Origin of the sequence: Actibacterium atlanticum, assembly GCF_000671395.1 — a bacterium.
Taxonomy (GTDB): domain Bacteria; phylum Pseudomonadota; class Alphaproteobacteria; order Rhodobacterales; family Rhodobacteraceae; genus Actibacterium_D; species Actibacterium_D atlanticum.
In genome coordinates this window covers 58,418-76,295 of sequence record NZ_AQQY01000006.1, presented here as the reverse complement: position 1 = coordinate 76,295, position 17,878 = coordinate 58,418, and the positions used below count along the sequence as shown (strand labels likewise).

Here is a 17,878-nt window from a genome sequence, read left to right as displayed (position 1 = left end):
TGCGCCTTAGTCGATGATCATCAGAGGCGCGCCGAATTCAACGGGCGTGCCGTCTTCGATCAGGATGCGCTTGACGGTGCCTGAATGGGGCGCCGGAATCTGGTTCATCGTCTTCATCGCTTCGATGATCAGCACGGTCTGGCCTTCGGACACCTGATCGCCGACCTGCACGAAAGACTTCGCGCCTGGTTCCGGCTGCAAATAGGCGGTGCCCACCATCGGCGAGGTCACAGCGCCCGGCATTTGTGCTGGGTCTTCCTGAGCCGCCGGCGCAGCAGCGGCAGGCGCCGCGGCAGGGGCTGCAGCTGCAACCGGGGCCGCGGCAGGCGCGGCAACGGCGGCGACAACTTCCTTGGCGCGCGACACGCGCACATCAAGGCTGTCATCTTCGGCGTATTCGCGTTTGACCTGCAGTTCGGTCAGGTCGTTTTCACGCAGCAGTTCGGCCAGAGCCTGAATGAAGGCTACGTCCGCGTCATGGGATAGTTTGGTCATGCTGTCCTCGATCGGTGGTCATGCGCCCGTATTGCCGGGTATCGTCATTTCTATTGTCCCGCGCTTATACGCGATTGCCCGGTTTGTTTAAAGCGAGTCGAAGGGGGAAAAACCGGCAAAACTGTCAATTCTGGCAGTTTAATAGATTTAAAGAAATAATTTATCTATAATAATTAACTGGGTCGTAGCAATTTGTGGAATAGCCCACGCAGAAAAGTTTCAGCGCCCGGGAAAGGATCCTGGCCTTCTTCGCCAAGGGTGACACGCACCTGAACGTCAAAGTCGGCATAGTTTTGCGTCAGCGCCCAGATCGAGAAAATCAGGTGATAGGGATGCAGATCGGCAATCTTGCCCGTATCCACCCAGCCCTGAATAACGGCGGCCTTTTCATCGACAAGGTCTTTGATTTCGCCTTCCAGCAAGGATTTGATGTTGGGCGCGCCATGCAGGATTTCGTTGGCGAACAGGCGGCTTTCGCGCGGATAATCCCGCGCGGCTTCCAATTTGCTCATCACGTAACGCATGATCTCTTCTTCGGGATCGCCGTCCGGGTCTATCTGGGCCAATGGCTCGTCCCAGGTGTCCAGAATACGTTCCAGCAACGCGGCATGTATGGCGTCTTTGGACGGGAAGTAATACAGCAGGTTCGGCTTGGACAGGCCAGCCTTGTCGGCGATCTGGTCCAGAGTTGATCCACGAAATCCGTATTGCGAGAACACGTCCAGCGCAGCATCCAGAATGGCGCTGGTGTTCTTTTGCTGAATTCGGGTTTTAGGTTGGCGCGTTTGGGTCATACTCTGTTTAAAGAGCACGCCGGGGTCAGTGTCCAGCGTCGCTTTGCCTTGACTGTTATAACACCAGTGCTAGCCTAAGCCGACCCGACACCCCGTGTTCTTCAAGAAGGTTTGACAATGGATACGCATCACAAGCCCGCCCCGAATGATCTTTCGGCCTATTGGATGCCCTTTACTGCGAACCGGCAGTACAAGGCCGCCCCACGGATGGTCGTGGGGGCCGATGGCATGCATTACAAAAGTGATGACGGGCGGGATATTCTGGACGGGACCGCCGGATTGTGGTGCTGCAATGCCGGTCACAACCGACCCAAGATTGTAGAGGCCATCCAAAAGCAAGCGGGCGAGATGGACTACGCCCCGGCGTTCCAGATGGGCCATCCCAAAGTGTTCGAACTGGCCAACAGTCTGCGTGACATGGCGCCCGAAGGCCTGGAGCACGTGTTTTTCACCAATTCCGGCTCGGAAAGCGTGGAAACCGCGTTGAAGATTGCGCTGGCCTACCATCGGATGCGCGGCGAAGGGCAGCGCACGCGCTTGATCGGCCGAGAAAAGGGCTATCACGGGGTGAACTTTGGCGGGATTTCGGTTGGCGGGATCGTCAACAACCGCAAGTTCTTTGGCGGTTTGCTGGGAGGGGTGGATCACATGCCCCATACCTATCTGCCTGAACACCGTTTCATCCGCGGTATTCCGGATACCGGCGCTGATTTGGCCGACGATCTGGAACGCATCGCCCAATTGCACGGCCCCGAAACCATCGCCGCGGTGATTGTTGAACCGATGGCGGGGTCGGCTGGGGTGATCATGCCACCCAAGGGCTATCTGCAAAAGTTGCGCCAAATATGCGACCGGCATGGAATCTTATTGATCTTTGACGAGGTCATCACCGGATTTGGCCGTCTGGGGGCGCCATTTGCGGCGGATTACTTTGGGGTAACTCCGGATTTGATCACCACCGCCAAAGGGCTGACCAACGGCGCTGTGCCGATGGGGGCGGTGCTGTGCGGATCGCATATCCACGAGGCGTTCATGCAGGGCCCGGATCATATGATTGAGCTGTTCCACGGCTATACCTATTCGGGCAATCCGCTGGCGTCGGCGGCAGGGGTTGCAACCTTGGAAACCTACCGCGAAGAAGGGCTGTTTGCGCGCGCCGCTGAACTGGCCCCCTACTGGGAGGACGCGCTGCATAGTCTGCGTGATGCACCCCATGTGGTGGACATCCGCAACCTTGGGATGGTCGGTGCGATTGAACTTGCGCCGCTGCCCGATGAACCCACAAAGCGCGCCTTTGATGTGTACCTGAAATGTTGGGAGGCCGGCTGTCTGATCCGAACCACTGGCGACATCATCGCGTTGTCGCCGCCATTGATCATCGACAAGGCGCAGATAGATCAACTGATCACCACCATTGATGATGCATTGCGGGCAACGGCTTGATTCCGGTCAAGGTAAACCAATCGGTTCAGGTGGTATCCTTCTGCTGACGGCGCTCAGGCCGTTTGACATGGCGGAGACCCCACATGACCCTTAAGCAGATCGCAATCACCCTTGGCTTGGCCCTGTCGCTGATGGGGTGTACGACCCAGTTGGAAGAAGAGATCGGCCAATGCGAACCCGGCGTGGCTGAAATCAGCCATCATGCCACCACCGTAACCCCGCCGGGGTGCTAATAAAGAAAAAGGCCAGCGCATCGCTGCGCTGACCGGGAAGGGCGCCTCACTGAAGAGGCGCTCTTGTTCTTTTGGACCTATCAGGCGTCCTGACGGTTCATGCGGTTTTCGATCAGATCGTCCACAACCGACGGATCGGCCAGGGTCGAGGTATCGCCCAGTGCGCCAAAATCGTCTTCGGCGATTTTGCGCAGGATGCGGCGCATGATTTTGCCCGAACGGGTTTTGGGCAGGCCGGGCGACCATTGGATCAGGTCGGGGGCTGCGATCGGACCGATCTCGGTACGGACCCAGGTGCGCAGTTCCTTGCGCAGTTCCTCGGTCGGCTCGACATCGTTCATCAGGGTCACATAGCAATAGATGCCCTGACCTTTGATGTCATGCGGATAGCCAACCACGGCGGCCTCGGCCACTTTGGCGTGGGCAACCAGCGCGCTTTCGACCTCGGCCGTGCCCATGCGGTGACCCGATACGTTGATCACGTCATCCACACGGCCGGTGATCCAATAGTCACCGTCTTCGTCGCGACGGCAGCCGTCACCGGCAAAGTAGTAGCCTTTGTAGTCCGAGAAATAGGTCTTCTCGAAACGCTCGTGGTCGCCCCAGACGGTCCGCATCTGCGACGGCCAGCTGTCAGCGATACACAGAACGCCTTCGACGCCGTTGCCCTCGATCTCTTCGCCCGTGTGCGGGTCCAGAACGACGGTTTTGACACCGAAGAAGGGTTTCATGGCCGAGCCGGGCTTCAGCGCGTGGGCGCCGGGCAGGGGGGTCATCATGTGACCGCCGGTTTCGGTCTGCCACCAGGTGTCGACGATCGGGCATTTGCCCTTGCCGACCACGTCGTTGTACCAGTTCCAGGCTTCGGGGTTGATCGGCTCACCCACCGAACCCAGGATGCGCAGGTCAGACAGGTCGTACTTTTCGACCCACTCGGTACCCTGACCCATCAGGGCGCGGATCGCGGTCGGTGCGGTGTAGAACTGGTTGACCTTGTGCTTTTCGCAGACGGCCCAGAAACGGCCCGCATCGGGGTAGGTCGGCACACCTTCGAACATGATGGTGGTCGCACCATTGGCCAGCGGGCCATAAACGATATAGCTGTGGCCGGTGACCCAGCCCACGTCAGCGGTACACCAGAAGATGTCGCCTTCTTTATAGTCAAAGACGATTTCCTGAGTCATGGAGGCATACACCAGATAGCCGCCGGTGCAGTGCACAACGCCTTTGGGCTGACCGGTCGAGCCCGAGGTGTAGAGGATGAACAGCGGATCTTCGGCGTTCATCTCGGCGGGTTTGGAGTATTCATCGGCCTCCAGCGCCAGCTCGTTATAGTCGAAGTCACGGCCATCGACCCAAGTGGTTTGGCCACCGGTGCGCTTGACGACCAGACATTTGACGCTGTCCTTGCAATGCAGCAGGGCTTCGTCTGCATTCGACTTGAGCGGCGTTTTACGGCCACCGCGCGGGGCGTAGTCAGCAGTGATGATGACTTTGGCATCCGAGCCATTGACGCGGGCAGCCAGTGCATCGGGCGAGAAGCCAGCAAACACGATCGAGTGGATCGCACCAATGCGGGCACAGGCCAGCATCGCGTAAGCAGCTTCAGGGATCATCGGCAGATACAGCACCACACGGTCGCCTTTGCGTACACCCAGATCTTCAAGGATGTTGGCCATGCGGCAGACGCTTTTGTGCAGCTCTTTATAGGTGATGTACTGGGATTCTTCAGCCGGATCATCCGGCTCGAAAATAATTGCGGTCTGATCACCGCGGGTTTCCAGATGGCGGTCGATGCAGTTGGCTGCAACGTTCAGCGTACCATCTTCGTACCATTTAATATCAATGTTGCCGGGCTCAAAGGAGGTGTTTTTAACTTTGGTGTAGGGCTTGATCCAATCTAGGCGCTTGCCTTGCTCGTCCCAGAATGCGTCCGGGTCAGCAATCGACGCAGCGTACATCTCGTCGTACTTTTCGGCATTGATGTGGGCGCTGGCCGCAAGCTCTGCGCTAGGTGGATAGGTCTTGTCGCTCATGAAGATCTCCCCCCGTAAACGGGTCGTATGAGTGTGAATGTGGCCGGGCGGAAAACCGTCCGGCACACGGGCTTAAATACACACCGGATGAGACCCATCCGGCATGCAGATCAAATGGCCAGATACTCGGCGCGCAACGCCTCGTTTTCCAGCACTTCAGCAGCAGTGCCATCAAAGACGATCTGACCCGTATCCAGGATAACGGACCGGTCAGCCAACTCCAATGCACGTATTGCGTTCTGTTCCACAATAACTGTGGTGATGCCTTGTTCCTTGATATGGATCAGCGTCTTTTCGATCTCATCCACGATCACAGGAGCCAGGCCTTCATAGGGTTCATCCAGCAGCAGAACTTTGATGTCGCGCGCCAGCGCTCGCGCGATTGCAAGCATCTGCTGCTCGCCGCCCGACAGGGTCACACCTTCCTGTTTGGCCCGTTCACCTAGACGGGGGAACAGTTCATACAGGCGGTCGATGGACCAGCCAATCGGCGGGGCAATCTGAGCCAGTTCAAGGTTTTCCTCGACGGTCAGCCCGGGAATAATCCGGCGGTCTTCGGGCACAAGCCCGATGCCAACCGCCGCAGCCTCGTGCGAGGTCATCTGGTGCAGCGGCTGGTGATCAAGCCAGATCTCGCCGTGGGTGACCTGCGGGTCATCCAAGCGGGCAAGTGCCCGCAAGGTTGATGTTTTCCCGGCACCGTTACGTCCCAACAAGGCAAGGATTTCCCCTTCGTGAACGTTAAAGTTCACGCCCTGGACGATATAGCTTTCGCCGTAATAGGCGTGCAAATCCCAGACCGACAAGAAGGCCGGGGCAGTTGCCGCCATATTGGCGTTTTTGGAAAAGTCCGGTTTTACATTCATCTCACTTCTCCTTTTACGCGCTTTCGCCCAAGTAGGCTTCTCGTACTTTAGGATGCCCTTTGATGTTTTCCGGCGTGTCCTCAACCAACGGGGTGCCCTGCGCCAAAACGGTGATCCGCTCTGCCAAAGAGAACACCACATGCATGTCATGTTCAATGATTGCCATGGTGATCGCGCGCTTCTCATTGATTTCCTTGAGAAGATCGATCGTGTTGTTGGTATCTGCACGCGCCATGCCCGCAGTGGGTTCGTCCAGTAGCAAGAGCTTTGGCTCTTGCACCAGACACATGGCCATCTCGAGTCGGCGTTTGTCCCCGCGCGACATAGAAGCCGAGTTCATGTCCTTTTTATCAGCCATGTTTACGTCTTCCAGCATCGCCATTGCCTTATCGACCATCTCTCCCTCGCGGGAGACCGATTCAAACGCATGCATACGGAACGAGCCGTCGCGTTTGGCAAAGCAGGGGATCAGCACGTTTTCGAGGACGCTCAGATCGCCGAAGATCTCAGGCGTCTGGAACACGCGTGAAATCCCCATCTGGTTGATCTCATGCGGTTTGCGGCCCAGCACGCTTTGACCTTCGAACATCACCGATCCGGTGTCGGGGATCAGTTTTCCCACCAGGCAGTTCAGCAAGGTAGACTTGCCGGCGCCGTTGGGGCCGATGATGGCGTGGACGCTGTTTTCCTCTACCGAGAGGTTCACATCGCCCAGTGCCTGAAGGCCGCCGAAGCGTTTGCCCACACCTTTGACTTCAAGAATTCCCATCTGTCAGTCCTCCTTATTCAGCCACGTGGGGTTTGTCTTCGGGACGATGCTCGGGGTCTTTGACCTCGGGCGTCTTGCTAAACCGCTTCTTCAAACGTTCGCCACCTTCCATCAGCCCACCGGGCAGGAAGATCACAACGGCCATGAACAGCAGACCCAGCGTCAGATGCCAGCCTTTGCCCACGAACGGATGCACGATACCGACCAGCAGGTTTTCCATGCCATCGGGCAGGAAGCTGAACCAGCTGTGCAACACACCATCGTTGATCTTCGAGAAGATGTTTTCGAAGTATTTGATGAAGCCAGCCCCCAGAACCGGACCAAGCAATGTGCCTGCGCCGCCAAGGATGGTCATAAGAACGACCTCGCCCGAGGCGGTCCACTGCATGCGCTCGGCGCCTGCAAGCGGGTCCATCGCAGCCATCAGGCCACCGGCCAGACCAGCATACATACCCGAGATCACAAAGGCTGCCAGCGTGTAGGGACGCGGCGACAGCCCGGTATAGTTCATCCGGGTTTGGTTGGTCTTTACGGCACGCAGCATCATCCCAAACGGGGAGCGGAAGATGCGGATGGCCAGATAGAATACCACCATCAGGATCACGGCGCAGAAGTAGTAGCCGTTGTTGAAGGTGAATTCCCATGCGCCCATAGACAGGGTCTTGGACTGGTTCATGACGATGCCAAACAGGTGTGGCGCGTTAGGTTCCGTCGCGCCCAACAGCACTTGCGGATCATTGCTGTACACCTGCAGACCGGTTTCCCCGTTGGTGATTGGGGTCAGCACCGAATAGGCAAGGTTGAACGACATCTGCGCAAACGCCAGCGTCAGGATCGAGAAGTAAATTCCCGAACGGCGCAGCGACACAAAGCCGATCAGCAGCGAGAACAGCGCCGAGACCACGATGGCCAGGGGCAGGCCCCAGATCACATTGTAGTCTACCAGCTTGTACATCCAGACCACGCAGTAGGAACCGACACCCAGAAAGGCTGCGTGACCGAAGGAAAGATAGCCGGTCAGGCCGAACAGGATGTTGAAGCCAATCGCGAAAATGCCAAAGATGACAAAACGCTGCATCAGGTCAGGATAGCCCGCGTTGAACTGTGCCAGACCACTATCCGCAGGGAAGGGGTTCAGCAGGAACGGCGCAAACAGGGCCAGACCAGCAACGATCAGCAATAGGGACGTGTCTTTTTTATTGAGTCCGAGCATGTCTTAATCCTCCATCACGCCTTTGCGACCCATCAGACCGCGGGGGCGGGTCAGAAGGATGATGATTGCAACCATGTAGATGATGATCTGGTCGATGCCGGGCAGGATGGATTTGACCTCGTTCATAGAGGCAAAGCTTTCCAGGATACCCAGCAGGAAACCCGCCAGAACGGCGCCGGGCAAAGAGCCCATACCGCCCACAACAACCACAACGAAGCTCAGCACAAGGAAGTCCATCCCCATGTGATAGTTCGGAGAGTTGATCGGCGTGTACATCACACCTGCAAGCCCCGCCACGGCAGCAGCGATGCCGAACATGATGGTAAAGCGACGGTCGATGTTGATGCCCAAAAGCCCAACGGTTTCACGATCGGCCATCCCTGCACGAACCACCATCCCGAAGGTGGTGAACTGCAAGAAGGCAAAGACCGCGCCGACGATTAAGGCGGCAAAGCCGAAATACACCAGTCGCCAGACCGGATAGATCACCGCGTTCGGATCAAGCCCGATCAGAACACCCAGATCAGCCGAGCCTTTCAGCGCATCCGGTGCCGGGGTCGGGATCGGGTTTGCACCATAGAAGTACTTCACCACTTCCTGGAGCACGATGGCCAGGCCAAAGGTCACCAGAATCTGGTCGGCGTGGGGGCGCTTATAGAAGTGTTTGATCAGGCCGCGCTCCATCGCGAAGCCCACGAAGACCATGATCGGAATGGCAAAAATAATCGCTAAGGGCACGGACCAGTCGATCAGCGCGCCGCCGAATTCCGGCCCAAACCAGCCTTCAAGATACGGGGTTTTGACTTTCAGCGGGTTGCCAAGAAAGTCGGTTTTAGTGGGGTCAACTGTCTCGTAGGACAGATTGAGAATGCGTGACACAGTCACGGCGCAAAAGGCGCCAATCATAAACAGCGCGCCATGCGCGAAGTTCACCACGCCCAGTGTGCCGAAGATAAGCGTGAGGCCCAGCGCGATCAGCGCATAGGCAGAGCCCTTGTCGAGCCCGTTGAGAGTTTGCAGAAGGATCGCGTCCATCGGTCCTCATCCCTATGTTGTCTTGGATGCATTACGCCCGGGGCCGGGTAGGCGCCGGGGCGGCGATGATCCGGCCGCGCGGCATGCGCGCGACCGGACAGGAGCGAAATCAGGCGCCAGCGTTGCAGGTGCCCAGCGTTGCGGCATCACCACCGAACATGGCGTGGTTCGCATCATAGGTGACCTGAGCAACCGGAGTCTTCTCAACCAGTTCCAGCGTATCGTACTGGCTGGTTGGGTTGTCGCGGCCTTTCATGACCAGCACGTCTTTGAAGCACTGGTGATCGTCGGCGCGGTACAGGGTCGGACCGTTGCCCAGACCATCGAATTCGAAGCCTTCCAGGGCTTCTGCGATGGCACAGGGGTTGAACGAACCGGCGCGTGCCGCAGCATCGGCGTACAGGATGGTCTGCGCATAGCAGGTCTGAGCCGAGTTTGACGGCGGACGACCGTACTTTTGACCGAACGACTGAACGAAAGCTTTGGTGCCTTCATCGGTCAGCTGCCAGTTCCAGTTCATCGAACCGTACACGCCTTTGATGTTTTCGCCTGCACCAGCAGCCATCAGTTCGGAGTACAGCGGAACAACGATCTCGAAGTTCTTGCCGTTCACCTGCTTGTCGCGCAGGCCGAACTGGATCGCGTTGGTCAGCGAGTTCACCATGTTGCCGCCGTAGTGGTTCAGAACCAGCACGTCTGCGCCCGAGTTCAGAACCGGTGCGATATAGGACGAGAAGTCCGTTGCCGCCAGCGGTGTCAGCACGTTGTTGACGGTCTGCCAGCCCATGGCTTCGGTCGCGGCTGCGATCGATTCCTGCTGCGACCAACCCCAGGTGTAGTCTGCGGTCAGGTGATAAGCGCGACGATCCGAGCCGTACTCTTTGTTCAGCACCGGTGCCAGCGCAGCGGCCGACATATAGGCGTTGAAGAAGTGACGGAAACCGTTGGCCTTGCGGTCCTTACCGGTGGTGTCGTTGGAGTGGGTCAGACCCGCCATGAAGATGATGCCAGCTTCTTGGCACAGGCCCTGAACCGCGATGGCCACACCCGAGGACGAGCCGCCGTTGATCATTACAACGCCGTCTTTTTCGATCATCGACTTAGCCGATGCACGTGCTGCGTCTGATTTGGTCTGGGTGTCGCCTGTTACGAACTCCACCTTTTTGCCCAGAACGCCGTCGCCGCCCAGTGCTTTGGACGTGAAAGTGTTCAGCGCACCGCCGTCACCCATACCATTGATGTGCTCAATGGCCAGTTCCTGCGCGCGCAGTTCATCAAGACCTTCTTCGGCGTAGGGGCCGGTTTGAGGGACGTTGAAACCGAACTTAACCGTCGAGCCAGTCGGCTCGTTGGTATAAGCCGCGGCCGAACCCGCCGTAAAGATCGTCGGAGTTGCAAGGGTTGCACCTGCAACAGCACCGGTCTTAAGGACGCCACGGCGTGTAAGAGTAGATTTGGACATGAATTCCTCCCATGTTTAAAAACGCAATCCGCGCCTCCTCCGCGCGGACTACTCCCTTTTTACAAGGTGCTTTGAGTATCGCGGGTAGACCGAAAATTTCGCAACAACTGCTTTTCTTAAAACAATTTTTTTGTAAACTAATACACATTGCACTGCGGCGATTTGTAAAGTTATTATCACGCAGGCGCAGAAAGTCCTTGGAATAACCGGAGTTTTCCACATGTCGCGAGGAGCATTGACAGGCACACGTATCCGCGAACGCCGCATGTTGATTGGCATGCGGCAGGCGGATCTTGCCCGTGATGTGGGCATTTCGCCGTCTTACCTCAATCTTATCGAACATAACCGGCGCAGAATCGGCGGCAAACTGCTGGTTGACCTTGCGCGCAAGCTGGACGTCGAGGCATCTGCCCTAACGGAAGGCGCCGAGACTGCTCTGCTTGAAGCCTTGCGTGAAGCCTCGGGCGTGGCGACGGGGTCGCCGGCGGAATTGTCCCGTACTGAAGAATTTGCCGGGCGCTTTCCCGGATGGGCGCAATTGCTGTCTGACAAGTCGCGCCGTGTCGACGAGCTGGAACGTATCGTCGAGATGCTGACCGAACGTATGACCCATGACCCGTTCTTGTCGGCCTCCTTGCACGAAATCCTGTCAACGGTGACGGCGATCAGCTCTTCGGCGGCAATTCTTTCTGACACCAAAGATATCGACCCAGAATGGCAGGCGCGATTTCTGCGAAACCTCGTAGATGAAAGCCAGCGTCTGAATGACGGGGCGCAGGCGCTGGTGGATTATCTGGACGATACCGATGGCGAAGACAGTTGGTACAGTTCGCCGCGCGAAGAGCTGGAAACCTATCTGGAAAAGCGCGGCTATCATTTGCCTGAACTGGAACAGGGAAAGCTGGACCCCAACACCTTGATCCAGAACGCCCCCGAGTTGAGCACCAGGTCCGCCCGTGAAATGGCCCGGGCATATTTTGAGCGATACATGCAGGATGCAGCCAAACTGCCGCTGGAGCGCTTTGCCCCAATGGCCCAAGAGGCCTTGGTTGATCCGGGGCAGCTTGCGCTGCAGTTTGGCACAGACGCCGCCACTGTGTTCCGCCGCCTTGCCTGCATGCCCGAAGATCAGATGCACCAAAGAATCGGTTTGGCGATCTGTGACGGGTCGGGCACGCTGACTTTCCGAAAGCCGGTGGAAGGTTTTCGCTTGCCGCGGTTTGGTGCGGCTTGCCCCCTCTGGCCACTTTATCAGTCCTTGTCGCGCCCGATGACACCGATCAAGGCTGAACTGGAACAGGCTGGCCGCCCACCAGAGCGCTTTACCACGTTTGCCATCTGTCAGCCGCTTTTTACGCAGGATTTCAATGGCCCGCAGGTACTTGAGGCGTCGATGCTGATCGTGCCCGCCGCCCAGACGCCCTCCAGCCCGCCACAACCAGTAGGAACAAGCTGTCGAATATGTCCGCGTGGTGATTGTGTCGCACGTCGAGAGCCATCAATCCTTGCGGATGGGTTTTGACAGTCGCCGGGAATAAGCCGATAGTCTAATAAATCTGCCGAGAGGCACACAGGGAGGGGAGGAAACGTATGGGGAGAGACGTTCTTCTGATTGAGGATGAGCCAAATATAATTGAGGCCATTCGATTTATTCTATCGCGCGATGGTTGGTCTGTGCGCACGCATTCAGACGGGCTGACGGCACTGGACGCGGTCAGCGACCACATGCCGGATGTTGTTATTCTGGATGTCATGCTGCCCGGGCGCAGCGGATTCGATATTCTGCGTGACATACGCGGGGCATCGAACCTGAACCGGACGCCGGTTTTAATGCTGACGGCGAAAGGGCAGACAAAGGACCGTGAGATGGCCGAACAGCTTGGGGTAAGTCGCTTCATGAGCAAGCCGTTTTCCAATGCGGATGTTCTTGATGCGGTGCGCGAGCTGGCCGAGGCGTGAAACCGTCCCATCGGCCTCTGTTTGTGGCGCGGCGCAACTATCGCCGTCGCCGGATGCGCGATGGGGCGCGTCTGTTGCCGATATTCGGCCTGTTTTTGATCATGCTGCCGCCGCTCCAGCAGTGGAGCGAACAAGAACCCCGGCTGGGCGGCCAGCTGGTGTATCTGTTCTTAGTCTGGCTGTTTTTGATCCTTGGCGCGTTCTTTTTTACGCGCCAAATCGGAGTAGAAGAGGACACGCCCGAACCTGACGAGGACGACGGCGCGTGATTAATTTCAACATCCTCGTAACTGTGTGTCTGGTGTATGTGGTCGCGCTGTTTGCCGTGGCGTTCTGGGCCGAACGACGGGCGCGCTCTGGGCGGGCGAAATGGCTACGCTCGCCGCTGATCTATACGCTGTCGCTGTCGGTTTATTGCACCGCATGGACGTTTTACGGCGCCGTGGGATACGCGGCGCGCACGGGTTTGGAATACCTGACGATCTATCTGGGGCCGACGCTGGTTTTGGTGGGTTGGTGGTGGTTGTTGCGCAAGCTGGTGCGGATCGGGCGTACCCAGCACATCACCTCAATCGCTGACCTTATCTCGTCTCGATATGGTAAATCCAATGTGTTGGGCGTCATTGTAACCCTGATGGCGGTGATCGGGACAACTCCGTATATTACGTTGCAACTTCAATCAGTTACGCTGTCTTTTTCAGTCTTTGCATCAACCGCCGAAGGCGGCTGGCGCCTGCCTGATATGAACTCAACCGCGCTGTGGGTCGCCGCCGGGCTGGCGTTGTTTACCATCCTGTTTGGCACCCGAAATCTGGACGCGAATGAACGCCACCATGGGGTTGTCACCGCCATTGCTGTCGAGGCCGTGGTTAAGCTGGTCGCCCTGATCGCGGTGGGGGTTTTCGTGGTCTGGGGCGTGTCTGGCGGTATCGGTGCCATGGCGCAGGATATCGCAGAGTCTCCGATTGCGGATGCGCAGTTTCGCCCCGGACGTTGGGTTGGTCTGACGGCCTTGTCAGCGGCGGCCATTCTGACCCTGCCGCGGATGTTTCAGGTTCTGGTGGTGGAGAACGCAGATGAACGCCACGTGGAAACGGCGTCGTGGGCCTTTCCGCTTTACCTTTGCCTGATCAGCCTGTTCGTTGTGCCGATTGCCGTGACCGGGCTTGCCACGCAGCCCGCCACAGCCAACCCCGACCTGTTCGTTCTGACCGTCCCGCTGAGCATGGATCAGCAAGGGCTCGCGACTCTGGCATTTTTGGGAGGGTTCAGTTCGGCCACTTCTATGGTGATCGTCGCCTCCATTGCGTTGGCGACCATGGTGTCAAACCACATTGTTATGCCGTTGTGGTTGCACTGGCAGAACCAGGAAGGGGCAATGGTGTCGGGAGACGTACGTAAACTGCTGTTGCGGTCGCGTCGTCTGTCCATCGGCGGTGTTCTGGTGCTGGGGTATTTGTACTTCCGCTTGACCGGCGGCTCCGAGGCGCTGGCGTCTATCGGTCTGATCTCGTTCACCGGCGTGGCGCAGGTGCTGCCGGCGATGATTGGCGGCATTTTCTGGCGCGGCGCGACCAAGCGCGGTGCGCTGGTAGGCTTGCTGGTAGGCTCGCTGGTCTGGGCCTACACGCTGTTCCTGCCCAGCTTTGGCCCCGGAGGCATCCTTAGCGAATCGATCATGGTGAACGGCCCTTGGGGGCTTGAGTGGCTGCGCCCACAATCCATGTTCGGGGTCGGGGGGCTGGACCCGCTGGTACATGCGATGTTCTGGTCTTTGACGCTGAACACCTTTGGCTTCCTGTTCGTGTCGTTGCTGGGCTTTCCTTCACCCATGGAACGTTTGCAGGGCGCGCAGTTCGTCAACGTGTTTGAACATTCCACCAGCGCGCAGGGCTGGGCGCAAAGCCGGGCCGAGGCCGAAGACCTTTTGATGATGACCCAGCGGATTTTGGGGGCCGAAGATGCGCAGGCCTTGTTCCTGCAGGCCGCCAATGAGCAGGGAAAAAAGGGGTATCTGCCTGATATCACTCCGGGTTTTCTTGAACGCTTAGAGCGCCAAATCTCGGGCTCTGTTGGCGCTGCAACCGCCCATGCGATGATCGGTCAAATCGTTGGGCGTACGGCGGTTTCGGTGGGTGATCTGATGGCGGTGGCCGATGAAACCGCCCAGATGATGGAGACTTCCAACCAGCTGAAAGCCAAGTCAGATGAGCTGACCCGCACCGCGCGCCAGCTGCGCGAAGCCAATGAAAAGCTGACTGAATTGTCCATTCAGAAGGACGCCTTTCTTAGTCAGATCAGCCACGAGCTACGCACGCCGATGACCTCTATCCGGGCCTTTTCCGAGATTCTGATGGAGGACGAGATGTTGAACGCCGAGGACGCGCAGAAATACAGTTCGATCATCAATGAAGAAGCGATCCGCCTGACACGTCTTCTGGACGATTTGCTGGACCTGAGCGTGCTTGAGAATGCGCAGATTTCGCTGACCGAACAGGATGGCAATCTGGGTGATCTGATTGATCAGGCCGTGGCCACGACATCGACCCTGCCATCGGGGGATCGTCTGGGAATCCGGCGCGACAAGCTTTCCGAGGACATCGACCTGCACACTGACACCGACAGGCTGACGCAGGTCTTTATCAACCTGATTGCCAACGCGCAGAAATATTGTGACGCCGAAGAACCTGTCTTGTCGATCAGGTTGCGCAAAACCGGCGGGCGCGTTGCGGTCGACTTTACCGACAACGGGTCGGGCATTCCGACCAAAAGCCAAAGCATTATCTTCGAGAAATTCGCCCGCCTTTCAGATGGCAACGCGGCGGGCGGGGCCGGTCTGGGTCTGGCGATTTGTCGTGAGATCATGACCAAACTGGGCGGCGATATCACCTATCTGCCGGGGCAGGGCGGTGCGTCATTTCGGGTAACGCTGCCGCCCATACCGATGCGTCAACGGCGCTAGGCCGTAAGGTCAATGCGCGCCCGTACGGGCACAGCCAGGCCCATGCCTGCCAACATGGCCGCCATGAACACCCAGTGCCCCCAGCCGCCATAAGATAGCGAGGCCAGCGCCGGCCCCGGGCACAGCCCAACCAGGGCCCAGCCCGCGCCAAACAGCATGGAACCAAACACCAAGCCGCGATCCAGCTTTGGCTCGACCGGTTTGGGAAAACTGTCGGCCAGCACCGGCTTGCGTCCTTTGGCAAAGGCCCAGGCAGCAGCCATGGGCAGGATCGCCCCGCCCATCACAAAGGCCAGCGTCGGGTCCCAGTCGCCGAATACATCCAGCCAACCCTGCACCTTGCTGGTGTCGGTCATGCCGGAAATGAACAGGCCTGCGCCAAACAGGGCGCCCGCCAGAAATGCAAAGATCATTCGCATCAGATCACCCCCCAGATGTGGCGCAGGACTGACAGGGTGAACCCGCCCATCAGAATATAGATGGCCGTTGCGCTGATGCCGCGAAAGGACAGCCGCGAAATCCCGCATACCCCGTGCCCCGAGGTGCAGCCATTCGCCAGCCGCGTGCCAAGCCCCACCATCAGTCCACCCAGGACAATCACCGTCAGATCTGTGGTGATATGTGTGTCGACCGAGCGAAAGAACGGATAGAGCGGGATCGGCATCAAGATGGTCCCGGCAAGAAAGGCCAGACGCTCGCGCGCATTGGCGCGGCCCGAGCCATCCAGCAATCCGCCAAGGATGCCGCTGGCCCCCATGATCCGACCGTTCATCAACAAAAATACGGCCCCGCCGGTGCCAATCAGCAAACCGCCCAGAAATCCGTAAATCCAGTCTTGTTCCAGCATGGCGCGTGTTCCCTTTCCTGACGCAAGCTGTTGAGGCTTTGGTGCTGCTGTGTTCGCGTTACAGCAGATTCACCGGAACCTTTAGATAGATCGCCCCGTTGTCCTCGGGCTCGGGCATTTGACCGGCCCGCATATTGACCTGAAGTGAAGGGACAATCAGCCGGGGCATGCCCAGCGTCGCATCACGCGCATCGCGCATGCGGATGAAATCCTCTTTTTCATTGTCGCCGCCAACATGGACGTTCTTGGCCTTTTGTTCGCCCACCGTGGTTTCCCATGCGAATTCCTCGCGTCCGGGGGCCTTATAGTCATGGCCAACGAAAATGCGGGTCTCATCGGGCAGGGCCAGAATTTTCTGGATCGAGCTATAGAGCGTTTCAGAGGACCCGCCGGGGAAGTCACAGCGTGCGGTGCCAAAGTCCGGCATAAACAGCGTGTCCCCGACAAAAGCCGCATCGCCGATCACATAGGTCAGGCAGGCCGGGGTGTGGCCCGGCGTGTGCAATACATCGCCGCGCATTTGCCCGATATGAAAGCTGTCGCCCTGCTGGAACAGCCGGTCAAACTGGCTGCCATCGCGGCGAAAGGCGGTGCCTTCGTTGAACACTTTGCCAAAGGTATCCTGAACCACTTTGATCTTTTCGCCGATGCCGATTTCGCCTCCCAGTTGCTCCTGAATATAGGGGGCAGCTGACAGGTGGTCGGCATGGACATGGGTCTCAAGAATCCAGTCCAGCGCATAGCCCTTGTCCTTAACGAAGGCGATCACCTGATCCGCCGAGGTGGTATCGGTGCGCCCCGAGGCATAGTCAAAGTCCAGTACCGAATCCACGATGGCGCATTTGTTCGAACTTGGATCGCGGACAACGTAGGAAACGGTGAACGTAGCCTCATCGAAAAAGGCGGTGATTTCGGGTGTCATGGGCTGGCTCCTTCACGCAGCACGGGGTGTCGCAAACATATATAAACGTGAATGCGAATAATTCCAGAGCCCAATCCCAAGGGTTTGACGTGGGTCAAGGCCGCCCGGGCGCCATAATGCCAAAATACCTGTCGAAACAGGAAAGGAGTTGCGCATGGTGGACCTGTCTACTCGCAAAGCAACATTGCTGGCCCGACTGAAAGAACTGGACGTGCGCTTGCATGTTATTCAGGATGAACTTGACACACATAATTCCCCGGATTGGTCAGAATTGGCCGTCGAACGTGAAGAGGATGAAGTCCTTGAATCGATGGGCAGTTCAGGGTTGCACGAGATTGAACAAATTCGCGCAGCGCTTGATCGGATTGCCAATGACACGTACGGTTTTTGTGTGAAATGCGGAGAGGAGATCGCGCCTCAACGGTTGGACCTGTTGCCAGCGACACCTTTTTGTAAACGCTGTGCTGTGTAGGGCAGGACAGCAAAGCCAGGTTATGGGAGGACTATATGGCTTTTGAACAACTCAAAGCGGGCATTGCCCTGATCTTAGACGAAATCGAGAAACGTCCTGAAGATCGGCATATTCTGCAATCGCAGCTGCGCGACAAGATCGCAGAACTGCGCTCTCTGGGGTTACCAGTTCCTGACGACATTCTCAAACTTGAGATGGAACTGGAAGAAGATGACGCTGACGACATGTTTGACAACATGCCTGTCTAAGTTGGAAATGGCCTCTAAGCGCATCAAAGTATTGCGTTTTGAGGTTCTCCGTATACTAATAGTGCCAAACAGGGGCCGTCCGGCACAGGGCGGCCCTTAGAGTATACCCAGAGCTAGAGGTC

19 protein-coding genes are annotated in these 17,878 nt (G+C 57.7%); 8 read left to right on the top strand and 11 right to left on the bottom strand.

The window, feature by feature from the left end; translation table 11 throughout:
• Positions 1–6 precede the first annotated feature (6 nt).
• Both accB and ATO10_RS10310 read right to left on the bottom strand, forming a co-directional pair.
• Positions 7–495, bottom strand: a complete 489-nt coding sequence (gene accB, locus ATO10_RS10315) for an acetyl-CoA carboxylase biotin carboxyl carrier protein (protein WP_035251183.1) — start codon at positions 493–495, stop codon at positions 7–9.
• Positions 496–668: 173 nt separating this feature from the next.
• Positions 669–1,289, bottom strand: coding sequence for a TetR family transcriptional regulator C-terminal domain-containing protein (locus ATO10_RS10310; protein WP_035251181.1), 621 nt, complete (start codon positions 1,287–1,289; stop codon positions 669–671).
• Between the two features lie 117 nt (positions 1,290–1,406).
• Between ATO10_RS10310 and aptA the strand changes: the two genes are divergently transcribed.
• Positions 1,407–2,732, top strand: coding sequence for an omega-aminotransferase AptA (gene aptA, locus ATO10_RS10305; RefSeq protein ID WP_035251180.1), 1,326 nt, complete (start codon positions 1,407–1,409; stop codon positions 2,730–2,732).
• Positions 2,733–2,815: 83 nt separating this feature from the next.
• Complete coding sequence (locus tag ATO10_RS16410; RefSeq protein WP_155886748.1) at positions 2,816–2,965, top strand: hypothetical protein; 150 nt, start codon at positions 2,816–2,818, stop codon at positions 2,963–2,965.
• Between the two features lie 80 nt (positions 2,966–3,045).
• Here the strand turns inward: ATO10_RS16410 and acs are convergent, their stop codons facing one another.
• The 6 genes from acs to ATO10_RS10275 form a co-directional block, all read right to left on the bottom strand.
• On the bottom strand, positions 3,046–5,001 hold the full coding sequence (acs, locus tag ATO10_RS10300) for an acetate--CoA ligase (protein ID WP_035251178.1): 1,956 nt from the start codon (positions 4,999–5,001) through the stop codon (positions 3,046–3,048).
• A gap of 110 nt (positions 5,002–5,111) precedes the next feature.
• Positions 5,112–5,867 (bottom strand): ABC transporter ATP-binding protein, encoded by a 756-nt coding sequence (locus ATO10_RS10295; RefSeq protein ID WP_035251176.1) that lies wholly within the window; start codon positions 5,865–5,867, stop codon positions 5,112–5,114.
• Between the two features lie 13 nt (positions 5,868–5,880).
• Entirely contained in the window at positions 5,881–6,636 is a 756-nt protein-coding gene (locus ATO10_RS10290; protein WP_035251174.1) for an ABC transporter ATP-binding protein, read from the bottom strand.
• Between the two features lie 13 nt (positions 6,637–6,649).
• Positions 6,650–7,849: a branched-chain amino acid ABC transporter permease gene (locus ATO10_RS10285; RefSeq protein ID WP_035251172.1), complete on the bottom strand. Its 1,200-nt coding sequence runs from the start codon at positions 7,847–7,849 to the stop codon at positions 6,650–6,652.
• A 3-nt stretch (positions 7,850–7,852) separates the two neighbouring features.
• Positions 7,853–8,884, bottom strand: coding sequence for a branched-chain amino acid ABC transporter permease (locus ATO10_RS10280; RefSeq protein WP_035251170.1), 1,032 nt, complete (start codon positions 8,882–8,884; stop codon positions 7,853–7,855).
• A 109-nt stretch (positions 8,885–8,993) separates the two neighbouring features.
• Entirely contained in the window at positions 8,994–10,346 is a 1,353-nt protein-coding gene (locus ATO10_RS10275; RefSeq protein ID WP_035251168.1) for a substrate-binding protein, read from the bottom strand.
• A 220-nt stretch (positions 10,347–10,566) separates the two neighbouring features.
• Between ATO10_RS10275 and ATO10_RS10270 the strand changes: the two genes are divergently transcribed.
• The 4 genes from ATO10_RS10270 to ATO10_RS10255 all read left to right on the top strand — a co-directional run bounded on the left by ATO10_RS10270 (position 10,567) and on the right by ATO10_RS10255 (position 15,267).
• Positions 10,567–11,868 (top strand): helix-turn-helix domain-containing protein, encoded by a 1,302-nt coding sequence (locus ATO10_RS10270; RefSeq protein ID WP_035251167.1) that lies wholly within the window; start codon positions 10,567–10,569, stop codon positions 11,866–11,868.
• A 68-nt stretch (positions 11,869–11,936) separates the two neighbouring features.
• Positions 11,937–12,305, top strand: coding sequence for a response regulator transcription factor (locus tag ATO10_RS10265; protein WP_035251165.1), 369 nt, complete (start codon positions 11,937–11,939; stop codon positions 12,303–12,305).
• A complete protein-coding gene (locus ATO10_RS10260) occupies positions 12,302–12,574 on the top strand; it encodes a hypothetical protein (RefSeq protein WP_035251163.1) in 273 nt (90 codons plus the stop codon). Before ATO10_RS10265 ends, ATO10_RS10260 begins: the two co-directional genes overlap by 4 nt.
• Positions 12,574–15,267 carry an ATP-binding protein gene (locus ATO10_RS10255; protein ID WP_035251417.1) on the top strand — a complete coding sequence of 898 codons (2,694 nt, stop codon included), beginning with the start codon at positions 12,574–12,576 and terminating at the stop codon, positions 15,265–15,267. Before ATO10_RS10260 ends, ATO10_RS10255 begins: the two co-directional genes overlap by 1 nt.
• On the opposite strand, the gene ATO10_RS10250 is transcribed toward ATO10_RS10255, so the two are convergent.
• The 3 genes from ATO10_RS10250 to ATO10_RS10240 all read right to left on the bottom strand — a co-directional run bounded on the left by ATO10_RS10250 (position 15,264) and on the right by ATO10_RS10240 (position 17,036).
• A complete protein-coding gene (locus ATO10_RS10250) occupies positions 15,264–15,686 on the bottom strand; it encodes a DUF6691 family protein (RefSeq protein WP_035251162.1) in 423 nt (140 codons plus the stop codon). The genes ATO10_RS10255 and ATO10_RS10250 overlap by 4 nt on opposite strands.
• Positions 15,686–16,111, bottom strand: coding sequence for a YeeE/YedE family protein (locus ATO10_RS10245; protein ID WP_155886753.1), 426 nt, complete (start codon positions 16,109–16,111; stop codon positions 15,686–15,688). Before ATO10_RS10245 ends, ATO10_RS10250 begins: the two co-directional genes overlap by 1 nt.
• A 61-nt stretch (positions 16,112–16,172) precedes the next feature.
• Complete coding sequence (locus tag ATO10_RS10240) at positions 16,173–17,036, bottom strand: MBL fold metallo-hydrolase (RefSeq protein WP_035251159.1); 864 nt, start codon at positions 17,034–17,036, stop codon at positions 16,173–16,175.
• Between the two features lie 154 nt (positions 17,037–17,190).
• Here ATO10_RS10240 and ATO10_RS10235 point away from each other — a divergent pair, with 154 nt between their 5' ends.
• Entirely contained in the window at positions 17,191–17,508 is a 318-nt protein-coding gene (locus tag ATO10_RS10235) for a TraR/DksA family transcriptional regulator (RefSeq protein ID WP_035251157.1), read from the top strand.
• Between the two features lie 35 nt (positions 17,509–17,543).
• Complete coding sequence (locus ATO10_RS10230) at positions 17,544–17,756, top strand: hypothetical protein (RefSeq protein ID WP_035251155.1); 213 nt, start codon at positions 17,544–17,546, stop codon at positions 17,754–17,756.
• Positions 17,757–17,878: the final 122 nt, after the last annotated feature.

Coding starts and splice junctions, on each gene's coding strand:
- accB (WP_035251183.1), bottom strand. CDS start 495: ATGACCAAACTATCCCATGACGCGGACGTAGCCTTCATTCAGGCTCTG.
- ATO10_RS10310 (WP_035251181.1), bottom strand. CDS start 1,289: ATGACCCAAACGCGCCAACCTAAAACCCGAATTCAGCAAAAGAACACC.
- aptA (WP_035251180.1), top strand. CDS start 1,407: ATGGATACGCATCACAAGCCCGCCCCGAATGATCTTTCGGCCTATTGG.
- ATO10_RS16410 (WP_155886748.1), top strand. CDS start 2,816: ATGACCCTTAAGCAGATCGCAATCACCCTTGGCTTGGCCCTGTCGCTG.
- acs (WP_035251178.1), bottom strand. CDS start 5,001: ATGAGCGACAAGACCTATCCACCTAGCGCAGAGCTTGCGGCCAGCGCC.
- ATO10_RS10295 (WP_035251176.1), bottom strand. CDS start 5,867: ATGAATGTAAAACCGGACTTTTCCAAAAACGCCAATATGGCGGCAACT.
- ATO10_RS10290 (WP_035251174.1), bottom strand. CDS start 6,636: ATGGGAATTCTTGAAGTCAAAGGTGTGGGCAAACGCTTCGGCGGCCTT.
- ATO10_RS10285 (WP_035251172.1), bottom strand. CDS start 7,849: ATGCTCGGACTCAATAAAAAAGACACGTCCCTATTGCTGATCGTTGCT.
- ATO10_RS10280 (WP_035251170.1), bottom strand. CDS start 8,884: ATGGACGCGATCCTTCTGCAAACTCTCAACGGGCTCGACAAGGGCTCT.
- ATO10_RS10275 (WP_035251168.1), bottom strand. CDS start 10,346: ATGTCCAAATCTACTCTTACACGCCGTGGCGTCCTTAAGACCGGTGCT.
- ATO10_RS10270 (WP_035251167.1), top strand. CDS start 10,567: ATGTCGCGAGGAGCATTGACAGGCACACGTATCCGCGAACGCCGCATG.
- ATO10_RS10265 (WP_035251165.1), top strand. CDS start 11,937: ATGGGGAGAGACGTTCTTCTGATTGAGGATGAGCCAAATATAATTGAG.
- ATO10_RS10250 (WP_035251162.1), bottom strand. CDS start 15,686: ATGCGAATGATCTTTGCATTTCTGGCGGGCGCCCTGTTTGGCGCAGGC.
- ATO10_RS10240 (WP_035251159.1), bottom strand. CDS start 17,036: ATGACACCCGAAATCACCGCCTTTTTCGATGAGGCTACGTTCACCGTT.
- ATO10_RS10235 (WP_035251157.1), top strand. CDS start 17,191: ATGGTGGACCTGTCTACTCGCAAAGCAACATTGCTGGCCCGACTGAAA.
- ATO10_RS10230 (WP_035251155.1), top strand. CDS start 17,544: ATGGCTTTTGAACAACTCAAAGCGGGCATTGCCCTGATCTTAGACGAA.